This is a genomic window from Sphingopyxis sp. MWB1 (assembly GCF_000763945.1).
GTDB lineage: Bacteria > Pseudomonadota > Alphaproteobacteria > Sphingomonadales > Sphingomonadaceae > Sphingopyxis.
This window is the reverse complement of the sequence record NZ_JQFJ01000002.1, coordinates 1,870,173-1,883,847: the sequence shown is the minus strand read 5'-3', so window position 1 is coordinate 1,883,847 and position 13,675 is coordinate 1,870,173. Positions and strand designations below refer to the sequence as shown.

Sequence of the window (13,675 nt, the reverse complement as noted above, 5' to 3'; positions counted from 1 at the left end):
CGCGGATGGCTTTTCATCATGGGCGCTTTGGGCCACCCTTGAGAGCCCGAACGAAAATAAGGGAGCCTCATCATGGCGCAAACCGACACGCAGGATTCGTCTTCGACCGGGGTGCGGATGCGCGTCAACCCGCCGGTATTCTATAGTTCAGCGGCATTGATCCTGATCTTCGTGCTCTTCGGGTCGCTTTTTGCGGAACGCGCCGGGCCGATGCTCGCCGCGCTTCAGCGCACGATCACAGTCGACTTCGGCTGGTTCTATGTGCTCGCGGTGGTGGGCTTTCTGGTGTTCGTGATCTTTTTGATGCTCAGCCGCTATGGCGACATCAAGCTGGGCGCAGACGATAGCGAGGCCGAATACAGCTATCTCTCCTGGTTCGCGATGTTGTTCAGCGCGGGCATGGGGATTGGCCTGCTCTTTTTCGGCGTTGCTGAGCCTATACAACATTATGCCGCGCCGCCGGTGGGCGAAGGCCATACGGTCGAGGCGGCGCGCCAGGCGATGGTGCTGACCTTCTTCCATTGGGGTCTCCACGCCTGGTCGATTTACATCATCGTCGGACTGGCGCTTGCCTATTTTTCCTTTCGGCGCGGCTTGCCGCTCACCATTCGCTCGGCGCTCTATCCACTGATTGGGCGGCGCATTCATGGGCCGATCGGTCATGCGATCGACATTTTCGCCGTGCTCGGCACCATGTTTGGCGTCGCCACCTCGCTCGGCTTTGGCGTGCTTCAGGTGAATGCGGGCTTCCATCACCTCTTTGGTTTGCCCACCAATACAACGGTGCAGATCTTCCTGATTGCCGGCATCACGCTCTTGGCGACCGCTTCGGCGATGGCGGGGCTCGACAGGGGGATCAAGCGGCTGTCGGAACTGAACATCATCCTCGCCGTGTCGCTGCTCATTTTCGTGCTGTTGGCGGGATCGACCATTTTCCTGCTCCAGGCCTATGTCCAGAATATCGGCGCCTATCTGGGGACGCTCATTCAGCGCAGTTTCCGCATGTATGCCTATGAACCCAATCCCTGGTTCGGCGACTGGACGCTCTTTTATTGGGGGTGGTGGATCAGCTGGTCGCCCTTTGTCGGCATGTTTATCGCCCGGATCTCGCAGGGGCGCACCATTCGCGAATTTATCATGGGGGTGTTGCTCGTACCCTCGCTCTTTACCTTTTTGTGGATGACAGTTTTTGGCAACACCGCCATCGACATGGATATGAAGGGTACCGCCGACATCGCCGCCACGGTGGTCAATGACATGCCCGTTGCCTTGTTCCAGATGTTTGAAAATCTGCCGCTATCCTATGTCGCATCGGCGCTGGCGACCTTGCTCGTCATCACTTTCTTCGTGACCTCGGCGGATTCGGGCGCGCTGGTGATCGACACCATTACGTCGGGCGATGCCGAAGACCCGCCCGTGTGGCAGCGCGTATTCTGGGCGCTGTGCGCAGGGGTCGTGGCGTCAGTGCTGCTCGTCGCTGGCGGGCTGGAGGCGTTGCAGACGGCGGCCATCGCCAGTGCGCTGCCTTTTGCCGTGGTCATGCTCTTTATCTGTTTTGGCCTGCTGCGCGCCTTGCAGACGGAAAATCGGGGCATGCCGCTGGACCTGTCGCTGACGGCCGACGCGCCGCGCATCCCGGCGGCGGGTCCGGGGTGGCAACAGCGCCTGACCAACATCACCCATTATTATTCGCAGGCGGAAAGCGAGGCCTTTCTCGCGTCCACCGTGCGATCGGCGCTCGACGCCATCGCAACCCAGCTTCGCCAGACCGAGCTTGAGCCCGAACTGGTGAAGCGGCCGGATCTTCTCGAACTGACGGTGCCGCACGGCGACCTCGGTGTGTTCCATTATATGGTGCGTGTGCGGTCTTTCCGCGCGCCCAGCTTCGCTTACGCCGAATCGCAAAAAGCCCATGCCAAGGAACGACAACATTATCGCGCCATGGCTTCCAGCTCCGACGGGGATGGCCCGACCGACGTGACGGGCTATAGCGAGGCGCAGCTGATCAACGAAGTGCTGAACCGCTATGCGCGTTTCCGCCACTATCGCCGGCTGAAATAGCCGTCGGTGCGAACGTGCCCCGCTTCGGCGGGGGCGCTCGTCCCAAAGCAAATGGCGCAGGCAGGCCGGTCCAGCGACGGGCCAATAAAGCAAATGCGGAGGAAATCCGGTGCTGGGCCGCAAGCTGCGGCGGTGGTGACCCCTACGGGACTCGAACCCGTGTTTTCGCCGTGAAAGGGCGACGTCCTAGACCGCTAGACGAAGGGGCCGTCAACCGGAAGCGGCGCATTAGACGGGCTGGTCGGCGCGGTCAAGCGCTGGCGGACAGCTTGCGCAAAAATATTACGCAGCGCCCCCTCAATCGGCCCATGCTGCATCCTCGAGATGGAGTTCAGCAGCGGGGCGGCTGCCCCAATCATCCCGTTTTGCGCGGCCCGCGAGCCATAATTTGCGATTGCCCCGTGTATGGAGCAGTGTCTGGCCCAATTCGCTTTCAGCGCTGCGAAAGGCGATGGCCTTGAAGCGTCCGCCATCCTCGCCCGCGACGATCAGGCGGAGATGATCGGTGCCAACGACGCCCGATTCGATGATTCGCACTGGCCCGGTGGCAACGCGCGGGGCAGGCCAGCCCGCACCATAGGGCCCGGCGCTCTCGATCGCCGCGCACCAGTCGGGGCTGATGCCGCGCGGGGCCAGCACCGCGTCGATCAGCAGCGACTTTTCGCCGCTCGCCCGCTCGACATCGCGCGCCAGCCGTTCATTCAGAAAGGCGCCGAGCGCGTCAAGCTTGGCCGCGTCAACTGTCAGCCCCGCTGCCATCGCATGGCCCCCCCCGGCGACGAGCAATCCGCTTTCCTTCGCTGCAAGGATCGCGGCGCCCAGATCGACGCCGGAAATAGAGCGGCCCGACCCCTTGCCCACGCCTTCCTCATCCACTGCGATGACGATGGCGGGGCGGTGGAGCTTTTCCTTGAGGCGCCCGGCGACAATGCCGATGACGCCGGGATGCCAGCCCGCGCCCGATACCAGCGCGACCGGGGCATTAGCGCAGGCGGCGCTCGCCGCCAGCGCCTCGTCGAGCACGGCGGCCTCGATCGCGCGGCGTTCCTCATTCAGCCGGTTGAGCTCGGCGGCGATATCGGCAGCCTCTTGCGGGTCGCTCGTGGTGAGCAACCGCACGCCAAGGTCGGATTTTCCGACGCGTCCGCCTGCATTGATGCGCGGTCCCAGAGCAAAGCCCATGTCGCTCGCGCTTGGCGGTTTCGTCAGCCGCGCTGCGTCCATCAGCGCCGACAGGCCGATATTGCCGCGCCGCGCCATGATCTTCAGCCCCTGCGTCACCAGCGCGCGGTTAAAGCCGGTCAACTGCGCAACATCGGCGACGGTGCCGAGCGCGACCAGATCGAGCAGATCGATCAATGCAGGCTCGGCGCGCCTGCTGAAAAAACCGCGCGCGCGCAAGGTACGAAGCAGCGCGGCGCCCAGCAGGAAAGCCACGCCAACCGCGGCCAGATTGCCATGGCCAGCGGCGTCGGGCGCCTCGTCGAGCCGGTTGGGGTTCACCACAGCCAGCGCCTGCGGCAGCGTCGTCGCGCATTGGTGGTGATCCACGATGATCACCTCCACCCCCGCTGCCTTGGCCTCGGCGATGGCGTCAAAGGCCTGGGCCCCGCAATCGACGGTGACGACCAGTCGCGACCCCGCCTCGCCAATCTTAACCAGCGCCGCGCCCGAGGGGCCATAGCCTTCCATCAGCCGATCGGGGATATAGGCGCCAACGGGCACGTCGAGCGCGCGGAGCAGGCGAACGAGCAGCGCGGCAGAGGTCGCGCCATCGACGTCATAATCGCCAAAGATGGTGATCGCTTCCTTCGCCTCGACCGCATCGGCAATCCGCGCGGCGGCGGCGTCCATATCGCGAAAGATGGAGGGGTCGGGCATGAAGCCGCGCAAGGTCGGGCTGCGATGCCGATCCAGTTCGTCACGCGTCACCCCGCGCGCCAGCAGCAATTGCGTGACCAGATCGTCGGGCGCCAGCGTGTCGCTGCCCATATCGGCGCTGGTCGCGCGCCAGCGCCATGGCTGGCCGAGGATCGAGCGTTCGATGCCCAGCGCGGTGTCGGCCGTCCTGTTTGCGGTCATATCTTCTCTCCGCCCGCCAATATCCGCTGGCGCAGCGCTTCGGCCACAGGGCGGGGGATGGCGGGAATATCATGGGCGCCCAGCGAACTGGCCCCCGGCACGCCGAAGACCAGCGTGGCGAGGCCCATGGGGCGCAGGATGAAGTCGGTTTTCAGGTCGATGCTCTGCACTGACGCATCGGGAAGGAGCGTCAGGCGCGGTTTCGAAAAGCCCCGGCGGATCGCCACCCGGTCGCCCAGATCGGCCCATCGATAGAATCGCGCGCCAAAAAGGGCGAGGAGGGCGATCAGGAGGGCCGCGGCAATCGCAAACCATCCCGGCATATGCCCCAGTGCCAGCGCGATGCCACCCCCGCCCAGCGCCACCAGCGCGCCGATCAGGCCGGGCAGGGCGACGATGACATGGCTTTTTTGCCAAGCCGTATCGGAGGCGGGGCGGGCAATGCCGATTTCGCCGAGCACCGGGTCGATAGCGTCAAAGCGCGCAAAGGGGATGATCTGGTGGTCGGCTTCCTTGCCACCATCGCTCGCCAGGCTCTGCACGCGCAGTTCGTGCCAGCCAAAACGGCGGCGAAACCAGCCGGTGACGATAATTGCCGCCTGAATACGCCGGATCGGCAGCGCAACATCGGTCCGCGTTGTCAGCCCGCGCGTCCGGCGCAGCCCGCGCGGCTCGCGCGTCAGGCGGAAATCCCAATTGGCAAAGATCATCAGCGCGACGCCCGACGCAAAGCCGATCAGCAGCAGCGACAAAAGTGCTCCGACACCCGCCATCCAGCGATGCGCGAACAGCCAGTCGTCCAGCCCATATTGATCGGCCAGATCGAACCAGTCGAACGGGTTGAAGACATTGAAGTCAAAGGGCAGGACATTGTCGAACAATTGCGTCGCGGCGCCGAAAACGGCGAGCGCGGCGAGCGAGAAGTTGAACAATCCCGCAACGACCAGCTGGCGGGGCGTCATCGCGAACAGCAGCCGGTCGTCCGCTTGCTGCTCGTCAGCATCGGATAGGGCGGCGCCCTCGGCAGCGGTGCTGGCCGTCCCCGCGCTGCTGCGGTGCGCGCGGATTGTCGCGCGCAGCGCCTCGGCGCTTTCCAGCGCGATGGCATCGAGCTGCGCGCCGTCATCGCTCGCGCTCGCGCCGGTTTCGAAACCGACCTTGGCAATGCCCAGCGCGCGCGCGAGCAAGCCCTGTTCGATGCTGACATCCTGAATCCGGTCAAAGGGGATGGTGCGATGCTGGCGGGCGAGCACCCCGCTTTCGATCACCACTTCATCGCTGCCGACGGCAAAGCGAAAGCGCAGCCAGTGAAACCAGGCTGCAAGCAGCGAAAGCAGCAGAAAGGCGAGCAGCGCGGGAACAATATATTGCCAATTGCCGGTAAAGCCGAGCGCGGCGATGGCAGGCAGGAAATTGATCAGGCGCGGACCAATGGCCAGAACCGCAATCAGCAGCGTCGCGGGGTGCAGACGCTGCCATTCGGGGCCGGGAAGCGCCTCGCGTCCCGCTGCCTCGCCTTGCTCTGCCCGGACCGCTTCAGAGGGCGACATATCATTCATGCAAAATCGGTCTGGATATGGCGGCGGATCGTCTCGCGCATTGCCGCGGCCAGTTCGGCGTGCAGCCCCGGCAGCGTTACCGTGCTGTTATGTGTCCCCGAAGTGTGGACGATCAGGTGCGACAGGCCGAACCAGCGCTCGACCGGCCCCTGACCGATATCGATATGCTGCACCCGGACAAAGGGGACGATGGTGTCGGTGCGAAACAACCAACCGCGCGCGACGCGCAGCTGACCCTCGCCCATATGAAAGCCCCAACGCTGGGCGCGGCGCGCGGGAAACAAAGTGATGACGGCCAGCGCGGCGATCCACGCGAGCGCGCTCAGCAGCCCATAGGGACCGCCCAGATGCCGTATCAGGAAATAATCAGCGACGCTCAGCGCAATGGCCAGCGGCACCATGTTGAACAGGGCGGTGATCCGCAGAACATGGGTAAAGGCGGGCGCGACCGGCTCCAGTCCTTCGGAGGCAAGAATTGCCCGTGGGTCAAAGGGGTCGAGGGGATGCGCGGGAGGGCTGTCGGTCATCCCCTCTCGATAGTCGCTATCGCGGCTAAGGGACAACAATATTGAAGGTGGGATCGGCGGGCGGATGCAGCGCGAACCAGCGGAGGAAGGCGGCGCGGTCACCCGCAACCTTGATCGCGCCCGATTGCAGCAGGGCCGGGAAATCGGCCTTGCGCAGCATCACATCATCCAGCGTTGCCCGATCGACCGTGATCGTCGCCGTCGGGGCGGCATCGGTCACGCCATAGCGGGGCACTTCGCCCCCGCCGCGCACAACGACCGCGATGTGTTCCTCGCTGTCGGGCAGGATGAACTGAAAAGTGCCGGACAGCGCTGCGCCTTTATCGGCGTCAAAGCGCGTTGCCAGCGCATCGAAAAAGACCGGCGTGGGAATGGCGCGGATAAAGCTGCGGCCCTGCCCGTTGCTGCCGTGACTGGCGCCTTCCGTTCCGCGCAAGCTGGCGGCGGCGGCGAGATAATAGTTGCGCCATGCCCCCGATTCGGCCTGATAGCCAAGCTGGTCGTAAGCCGAAGCGAGCGTCGCCCGCGCTGCCTCATTCTCCGGCTCGGCAAAAACCAGCTTGTTCAGCAGTTCGGCCGCCCAGCGATAATCGCCCGCCGCAATCGCAGCTTTTCCAGCCGCGAGCAGCTTGTCACTTCCGCCGGCAAGCGCGACATATTTGGCGGCGCTTTCGGCGGGGGGCAGGGGATTGAAAGTGGCGGGGTTGCCGTCCCACCAGCCAAAATAGCGCTGATAGGTCGCCTTCATATTGTGATTGAGCGTCCCATAATAATCGCGCGTCGCAAAATCGCGGCCCTGCACCGGCGCTTCGGCGGTCAGTTCCGCCAGCTCGTGCAGGGTCGCCCCGCGATTGGCGTGGAACAGCGTGCGATCATGCACATAGCGATAGGCGTCGCGCTGGCCCGCAAGCCAGTTTGCAATCGCCTGATTTCCCCAGGTCGGCCAATGATGCGACGCCATCGCCACCTCGGCCTTGTCGCCCCATTTCAAAAGCGCTGCGTCGATGGACTTGGACCAGCGCAGCGCATCACGCACCTGTGCCCCGCGCAGCGTCAGCACATTGTGCAGATTGCGCGTCACAACCTCGGTCGTGTGCAGCGCCCGATAGGCGGGGATGTAAAAGAGAAATTCGGAGGGCGCCTCCGTCCCGCCCGCGTCCAGGAACTCGAACGCCAGCCCGTCGATCGTCCAGCTGCCGCCGCTCGCCGGAACTGTCTCGGTTGGCTCCATATAGCCGATGGTTCCCGCCGATAATTTCGGTCCCAGCCCGGTATCGACCTGCCCGCGCGGCCCCGGCGCCAGCGCCGCACCGAACATATAGGCGGCGCGGCGGCTCATCGCATTGCCCGCCAATATATTCTCCGAAGTGGCTTCCTCGGAAAAGCCGTGCGGGGCGATGATGCGAATTTGCTGCGCCGCCACTTCCTCGGGGGTGACGATGCCGCCGACCCCGCCGAAATGGTCGCTATGGCTGTGCGAAAAGAGAATGGCGCGGATGGGCCGTGCTTTGCCACCCGCTTCGACATGGCGTTTGAACAAGTCCCAGCTTGCCGCTGCCGCTTCTTCGGTCAGCAGCGGATCGACGATGATCCAGCCGCTGTTTCCGCGAATGATCGTCATCACCGACAAATCATAACCGCGCACCTGCCAGATCTTATCGGGCACAACCTCGAACAGGCCATGGATGGCGTTGAGCCGCGCTTGCCGCCACAGCGATGGGTTCACCGTTTCGGGCGCCTGTTCCGCATCCAGAAAGGCATAGAGGCGCCGGTCCCAGACGATGCGGCCATCGCTGGCGGTGATCAGTCCGTCGGGAATTTCGGCAATTTTGCCGCGCATGGCATTGGTGAAATCGCCGGGATCGCTCAGCGCGAGCCGGGCGGCGACCTTGGCCTGGGCCTCGCGCGTCGCTTCGCTCGCCGCATCCTGCGCCATCGCGGGCAGGGGCAACAACAGGGCCGTCGCCCAGATCCATGCCGATTTCATTCTTCTCTCCCTTAGCGCTATTGCGCCCTCGTCCGGGGGTTGCCAAGCCGGGGCTCTCGCTGTTCTCTAACAGCGAGAGCATAGGAGGGGCTGCGGTGAAAGACTGCAAACTGCTTATCATTTGGCACAGCCGTACCGGGGGCAGCCGCCAGCTGGCCGATGCGGCGGCACAGGGGGCGGGTGCAAGCGGGCAATGTATCGCCGCCGAAGAAGTCACGCCCGACCATTTCCTTGCGGCGGCGGGCTATTTGTTCGTCGGTCCTGAAAATCTCGCCGCGCTGTCGGGTGCGATGAAAGAGATGTTCGACCGCTGCTATTACCCCTGCCTCGGCCAGATCGAGGGGCGCCCCTATGCGACGATCATCTGCGCCGGGTCGGACGGCGAAAATGCCCAGCGCCAGCTAGACCGCATCGCGACCGGTTGGCGGCTGAAGCGTGTCGCCGATCCCGTCATCGTCAACACCGACGCTCAAACACCCGAAGCTATTTTGGCGCCCAAAAGGATTCCCGACGACCGCCGGACCGAGGCGCAGGACATGGGCGCCGCGCTTGCTGAAGGGCTGGCGGCGGGAATTTTCTAGGGGCTGTAGGCTCGCTTCAGTCGAGGCGGTGCTCGCCCTTTACCCAGCGCACCGTGCCTGACGAAGCGCGCATCACGACGCTTTCGGTGGTCATGGTGCCGCCGCGACGCCGCTTGACCCCACGCAGCAGCGACCCGTCCGTCACGCCGGTGGCGGCAAAGATCACATCGCCCTTGGCAAGATCGCTAAGGTCATAGACGCGGTCGAGATCTTCGATTCCCCATTTCTTCGCGCGGCGGCGTTCGTCATCGTTGCGGAACAAGAGGCGGCCCTTGAACTGCCCGCCGACACAGCGCAGCGCAGCGGCGGCGAGCACGCCTTCGGGAGCACCGCCCGATCCCATATAGATATCGACATTGGTTTCGGGGTTGGTCGTCGCGATCACCCCCGCCACATCGCCATCGGGGATCAGCGCAACGCCGCAGCCGATCGAGCGCAGCTCGGCGATAATCTTTTCATGGCGCGGGCGGTCGAGCACGCATACGATGATATCGGCGGGCGCACAGCCTTTTTCGCGTGCCACCGCTTCGACATTTTCGCGCACGCTCTTGTCGAAATTGACGATATCGGGCGAATAGCCGGGGCCGACCGCCAGCTTGTCCATATAGACATCGGGGGCGTTGAGCAGGCAGCCTTCCTCGGCAATGGCCAGCACCGCCAGCGCATTGGGGCCGGCCTTGGCCGTGATCGTCGTGCCTTCCAGCGGATCGACGGCAATGTCGATCTTCGGCCCCTTGCCCGGAGCGCTGCCGACCTTCTCCCCGATATAGAGCATGGGCGCTTCGTCGCGTTCGCCTTCGCCGATGACGATGGTGCCGTCCATATAAAGAGTGTTGAAGGCATCGCGCATCGCCTCGACGGCGGCGGCATCGGCGGCCTTTTCATCGCCGCGTCCGATCAGCCCGGCGGCGGCGATTGCCGCAGCTTCGGTCACGCGCACCATTTCGAGCACGAGGACCCGGTCGAGATTGCTGCCGCTCTTCGTCATGCCGATCACCTTCCCTATTTCGCTTGTTTCTTTGCCCAGCCGGGCCATGATGCGCGCCATATGTCCCGTCGCCCCGCTTGTCGAGAATACTTGTCCCGATTCGCTGGCCTCATCGCCGCAGCGCATGTCATGGCGATGACGCAGGCGGGCGCACAGGTGCAGGGCCCGCCCGCTCCCGATGCGGAAGGGGCGATGGCGAGGGCAAAAGAACTGGTCGATCCGATCAAGCGCTGCAAGCCCGCCGATGACGGCTCGATCACCGTCTGCGGCACCGATACCGAGCTTTACCGCCTGCCGCCCGAATTGCGTGCGATAGCGGGCGTGGGGCGCGAAGCGCCGCCCAGACTGCCGCGCGCCGAAGCGCAGGCGATGAGCCTCGACAAGCTGCCCTATAATTGGACGTCCATCGGCGGCGGCTATCCGCCGGGTCCCGAATATAATCCGCTCTATGAAATGATGAAGGAGCGCACCGACCCGGACCGGGACGCTCCGCCACCCTAGGTCCTGACCCTAAAGGGCGAGGATGGGCATATGCATCGGCGTCCCGACGACATGGTCCGATGCCGACAGGGTGGCGAGCGCCGCATGGATGGCGCGCGCGGGGCCTTCGTGGGTGACGAGCGCGATAACCACGCCATCCTCCTCATCATTGCCGCGCTGGATAAAGCTTTCGATAGAAACCTCCGCATCGCGCATCGCGGTTGCGATTTCGGCAAGCACGCCGATGCGGTCTTCGACGATCAGGCGGATATAATGTTTGCCGACCCGCGCCCCCGCATCGGCCGCGGGCGCGTGGTCGAGCGCCTCAACCGGCATGGCAAAGGCGGGACCATATTCGTCGCGCGCAATGTCGATGATGTCGGCCACAATCGCCGACGCCGTCGGCCCCGCACCCGCGCCCGCGCCTTCGAAAAACAGTCGCCCGACGAAATTGCCCTCGGCCACGACGGCGTTGAGCGCGCCGGGAACATAAGCCAGCGGATGGTCGGCGGGGACGAGACAGGGCTGGACGCGCTGGAACAGCCCCGTCTCATCGCGCTCTGCCATGCCGATCAGGCGGACGCGGTGGCCCAGCGCCTCGGCCTCGCGAATATCGGCGGCGATGATGTCGCGGATCCCGCTGGTGGTCACGGCATCAATGTCGAGTCGCGCGCCAAAGCAGAGCGCGGCCAGGATGGCGAGCTTGTGCGCCGCATCGACGCCTTCGACGTCAAAGGTTGGGTCGGCCTCGGCGAATCCTTCGGCTTGGGCGGCGGCCAGCGCATCGTCAAAGCTCGCGCCGTCGCGCTCCATCAGCGTGAGGATATAATTGCAGGTGCCGTTGAGTATGCCATAGACGCGCGCGATCCGATTGGCCGATGCGCCTTCGCGAATCGCCTTGATCACCGGAATGCCGCCCGCGACCGCGGCTTCATATTTCAGCGGCGTGTCCTTTTCCTCGGCCAGGCGCGCAAGATCGAGGCCGTGATGCGCGATCATCGCCTTGTTTGCGGTGACAAGCGCCTTGCCCGCGCCCAGCGCCTGACGCGCAAAGGTCAGCGCGGGGCCGTCGGCGCCCCCGACCATTTCGACGACGACATCGACGTCATCGGCCGCGACCAGCGCCCCCATATCATCTTCCCAGCGATAGGGGGACAGGTCGACCCCGCGATCCTTTTGCCGGTCGCGCGCGGAAACCGCGACAATCTCAATGGCGCGGCCTGCGCGCCGCTCGATCAGCTCGCGATTGGTCTCGAGCAGGCGAACGACGCCGCCGCCCACTACGCCAATACCCGCCAGCGCCACGCGCAGCGGGGGGCGGGGGGCGTTAGGGGCGGGGTGAGGCGACATGCGGCAACTCCATGGGTTGAGGGGCGTAAATGATGGGGATATCCCCCATTTCCTGCGCTCCCCTATCGGCTTTTCATGTCGAAACAACCCCGGGTCTGTATGTTCGCCAACCTATTCGGCCTTCTTTTATCGCGCGGGTGGCGGCGTGCGGGTGCGTGTGCATTCACCCAGCGCCCCCAGCACGACGGCATAATCCGCGGTCGCCTTGCGCCGGTCCTCGGGCAAGGTTCCGCGCAGCTTGGTGAGCGGCAGCGTGCGCGGCAATCCGCAGGCGAGGCGATACCAGGCCAGCGTATCCCGTTTGGGAGCGGCGGCCGATCCATCGACAATTTCGCCAAAGGCGGCGGCCCAGCGCCGCGACCCATCGGCGGCGGTCAATATGGTGATGGAAACCGGCTCGCCGGTCTCGGTGTCCAGGAATAATTGCGTCTCGCCTTCACCCGGCAGCGTGCCGGGCACATGGAAACCATTGGCGATTCCCGTGATGGCGGGCGGCGCACCCGGTTTGACCAGCTCAGAAAGAATGGCGCGCAGCCGCGCTTCGGTTGCAGGATCCGAAGCAATTTGTGCGTCAGGGGCTACCAGGCGAACGCTGCCCGTGTCCGTGCTCCCCGGCGTTCCACCAGACACGGACCGGGCGAACAACAGCATCGGCATTTTCTTTCGCAGCTTGGGCGTGCGGCCATTTTCAAGGGGCAGATCGACAAGATAGCTCACCCGCGACGCCAGCGGCCCCCCGCCGCGAATCAGGCTGTCGACATCGGCTTCAACATAAAGGCGGGCGTGTCCCGGGGCGAGGCCCGGCGCCCGTGCTGCTTCCACCTGGGCGCTTTTTCGTATCTGCGCCTTGATCACCAGCGGTGCGGCCGAGGCGAGGTCGGCAAGATCGGCATAACTATAGCGAATCACCTCTGCATCGGCCGCCAAAGTCGCGGCGGAGGCCGCTTGCGCAGGCGGAACAGGTGATATTTCTCCCCCGGAAAGGAGGAGGATGGCCAGGGTGGCGGAGGCAAGCGCGCGCATGATCAACTCTCTTTCCGTCGATATTCCCGTGATTTGAACCCCAAGATAGGGGGCGGACCATCATCATGAAAGAGTCCACATTAACCGCTGATAAAGGGTTTGCGAACTTGTCGCCACCGCGATAGGACGGGCGACGAAGCGTCTGGCAAAAACAGATATAGCCAGGGGTGAAGCCGTCGGGTCTGCTCAGCGCATCGGAAATCATCCGGGCATTTGGCATTCGGGCCTGTCGGTACGGATTTGGTGTCAGGATGATCTAGCAAGGAGCGTCGTCCCTGAATGGCTTATGGTGATACGACAGACCCTAAAAACAGGGTCATTGCGATCGTCTTGGTCGGTGTGTTCACCGCGATGCTGGGCTATGGCCTGGTTAACGGACTGAACATCAGCATCGTCAAGAAGATCGCTGAAAAATTGGATGTGGTGGAGGTCGAAGAGCCGCCGCCACCTGAAGAGCCGCCGCCGCCGCCGCCGCCGGACAATATTTTGCCGCCGCCGCCGCCGGTTGTGACGCCTCCTTCCCCGATTCCGCCGCCGGTGCGGACAAATACGGTCCAGTCGGTGCCAAAGGCTCCGCCTGCGCCGCCGCCGCCGGTTTTTATTCCGGCTGCTCCGCCGGCCCCCCCGGCTCCGCCGGCTCCGCCGGCGCCTGATCTCACCGCCGGGGCATCGCCGCGCGGCAATCCGGGCCGCTGGGCAACAAATGACGATTATCCGGCGCGTGCCATGCGTGAAGAGCGCGAAGGTACAACCGGCTTCCGCGTCACGATCGGGACCGATGGTCGCGTAACGTCGTGCGATATTACATCGTCGAGCGGACACCCTGACCTGGATGCGGAAACCTGCAAGCTCATCACACGCCGAGCCCGTTTTGATCCGGCAAAGGACAGAGCGGGGAACCCGACGACCGGAAGCTATAGCAACCGGATCCGTTGGCAGATTCCGCAGTAAGCGGCCTGTCGGTTACGGTTCATATTCAAGGCTTTTGATCTTACGAAATTTTTTGAGAGGGAAATTCGAGTATGTTTAATCTCATC

General features: G+C 64.2%; 11 protein-coding genes and 1 tRNA gene. 4 read left to right on the top strand and 8 right to left on the bottom strand.

Annotation, left to right across the window (positions count from 1 at the left end; genetic code table 11):
* The first annotated feature begins 72 nt into the window (after positions 1–72).
* Entirely contained in the window at positions 73–2,061 is a 1,989-nt protein-coding gene (locus JV18_RS0109395) for a BCCT family transporter (protein WP_235303071.1), read from the top strand.
* A 133-nt stretch (positions 2,062–2,194) separates the two neighbouring features.
* Here the strand turns inward: JV18_RS0109395 and JV18_RS0109390 are convergent.
* The 5 genes from JV18_RS0109390 to JV18_RS0109370 all read right to left on the bottom strand — a co-directional run bounded on the left by JV18_RS0109390 (position 2,195) and on the right by JV18_RS0109370 (position 8,216).
* A tRNA-Glu gene (locus JV18_RS0109390) sits at positions 2,195–2,270 on the bottom strand.
* An 88-nt stretch (positions 2,271–2,358) separates the two neighbouring features.
* On the bottom strand, positions 2,359–4,143 hold the full coding sequence (gene recJ, locus JV18_RS0109385) for a single-stranded-DNA-specific exonuclease RecJ (RefSeq protein WP_033074287.1): 1,785 nt from the start codon (positions 4,141–4,143) through the stop codon (positions 2,359–2,361).
* Positions 4,140–5,702, bottom strand: coding sequence for a PH domain-containing protein (locus JV18_RS0109380; protein WP_235303069.1), 1,563 nt, complete (start codon positions 5,700–5,702; stop codon positions 4,140–4,142). The genes recJ and JV18_RS0109380 overlap by 4 nt, the downstream gene beginning before the upstream one ends.
* Positions 5,699–6,229, bottom strand: coding sequence for a PH domain-containing protein (locus JV18_RS0109375; protein WP_052071864.1), 531 nt, complete (start codon positions 6,227–6,229; stop codon positions 5,699–5,701). Before JV18_RS0109375 ends, JV18_RS0109380 begins: the two co-directional genes overlap by 4 nt.
* Before the next feature lie 25 nt (positions 6,230–6,254).
* Positions 6,255–8,216 (bottom strand): alkyl/aryl-sulfatase, encoded by a 1,962-nt coding sequence (locus tag JV18_RS0109370; protein ID WP_033074286.1) that lies wholly within the window; start codon positions 8,214–8,216, stop codon positions 6,255–6,257.
* Positions 8,217–8,311: 95 nt separating this feature from the next.
* On the opposite strand from JV18_RS0109370, the gene JV18_RS0109365 reads away from it, so the two are divergent.
* Positions 8,312–8,797, top strand: a complete 486-nt coding sequence (locus JV18_RS0109365) for a flavodoxin (RefSeq protein WP_033074285.1) — start codon at positions 8,312–8,314, stop codon at positions 8,795–8,797.
* Between the two features lie 16 nt (positions 8,798–8,813).
* On the opposite strand, the gene glpX is transcribed toward JV18_RS0109365, so the two are convergent.
* A complete protein-coding gene (glpX, locus tag JV18_RS0109360; RefSeq protein WP_033075186.1) occupies positions 8,814–9,785 on the bottom strand; it encodes a class II fructose-bisphosphatase in 972 nt (323 codons plus the stop codon).
* Positions 9,786–9,875: 90 nt separating this feature from the next.
* On the opposite strand from glpX, the gene JV18_RS0109355 reads away from it, so the two are divergent.
* Positions 9,876–10,286, top strand: coding sequence for a hypothetical protein (locus JV18_RS0109355; protein ID WP_235303062.1), 411 nt, complete (start codon positions 9,876–9,878; stop codon positions 10,284–10,286).
* A gap of 9 nt (positions 10,287–10,295) precedes the next feature.
* Here JV18_RS0109355 and JV18_RS0109350 read toward each other — a convergent pair whose 3' ends face one another.
* The gene (locus JV18_RS0109350) at positions 10,296–11,615 is read right to left on the bottom strand and encodes a homoserine dehydrogenase (protein ID WP_052071863.1); all 1,320 of its coding nucleotides are present in this window, start codon (positions 11,613–11,615) and stop codon (positions 10,296–10,298) included.
* Positions 11,616–11,741: 126 nt separating this feature from the next.
* Positions 11,742–12,638 carry a hypothetical protein gene (locus JV18_RS0109345; RefSeq protein WP_052071862.1) on the bottom strand — a complete coding sequence of 299 codons (897 nt, stop codon included), beginning with the start codon at positions 12,636–12,638 and terminating at the stop codon, positions 11,742–11,744.
* A 279-nt stretch (positions 12,639–12,917) separates the two neighbouring features.
* On the opposite strand from JV18_RS0109345, the gene JV18_RS0109340 reads away from it, so the two are divergent.
* Positions 12,918–13,589: an energy transducer TonB gene (locus JV18_RS0109340; protein WP_033074283.1), complete on the top strand. Its 672-nt coding sequence runs from the start codon at positions 12,918–12,920 to the stop codon at positions 13,587–13,589.
* Positions 13,590–13,675 lie beyond the last annotated feature (86 nt).

Coding starts and splice junctions, on each gene's coding strand:
- JV18_RS0109370 (WP_033074286.1), bottom strand. CDS start 8,216: ATGAAATCGGCATGGATCTGGGCGACGGCCCTGTTGTTGCCCCTGCCC.
- JV18_RS0109380 (WP_235303069.1), bottom strand. CDS start 5,702: ATGAATGATATGTCGCCCTCTGAAGCGGTCCGGGCAGAGCAAGGCGAG.
- JV18_RS0109350 (WP_052071863.1), bottom strand. CDS start 11,615: ATGTCGCCTCACCCCGCCCCTAACGCCCCCCGCCCCCCGCTGCGCGTG.
- JV18_RS0109375 (WP_052071864.1), bottom strand. CDS start 6,229: ATGACCGACAGCCCTCCCGCGCATCCCCTCGACCCCTTTGACCCACGG.
- glpX (WP_033075186.1), bottom strand. CDS start 9,785: ATGACGAAGAGCGGCAGCAATCTCGACCGGGTCCTCGTGCTCGAAATG.
- JV18_RS0109340 (WP_033074283.1), top strand. CDS start 12,918: ATGGCTTATGGTGATACGACAGACCCTAAAAACAGGGTCATTGCGATC.
- JV18_RS0109395 (WP_235303071.1), top strand. CDS start 73: ATGGCGCAAACCGACACGCAGGATTCGTCTTCGACCGGGGTGCGGATG.
- JV18_RS0109345 (WP_052071862.1), bottom strand. CDS start 12,638: ATGCGCGCGCTTGCCTCCGCCACCCTGGCCATCCTCCTCCTTTCCGGG.
- recJ (WP_033074287.1), bottom strand. CDS start 4,143: ATGACCGCAAACAGGACGGCCGACACCGCGCTGGGCATCGAACGCTCG.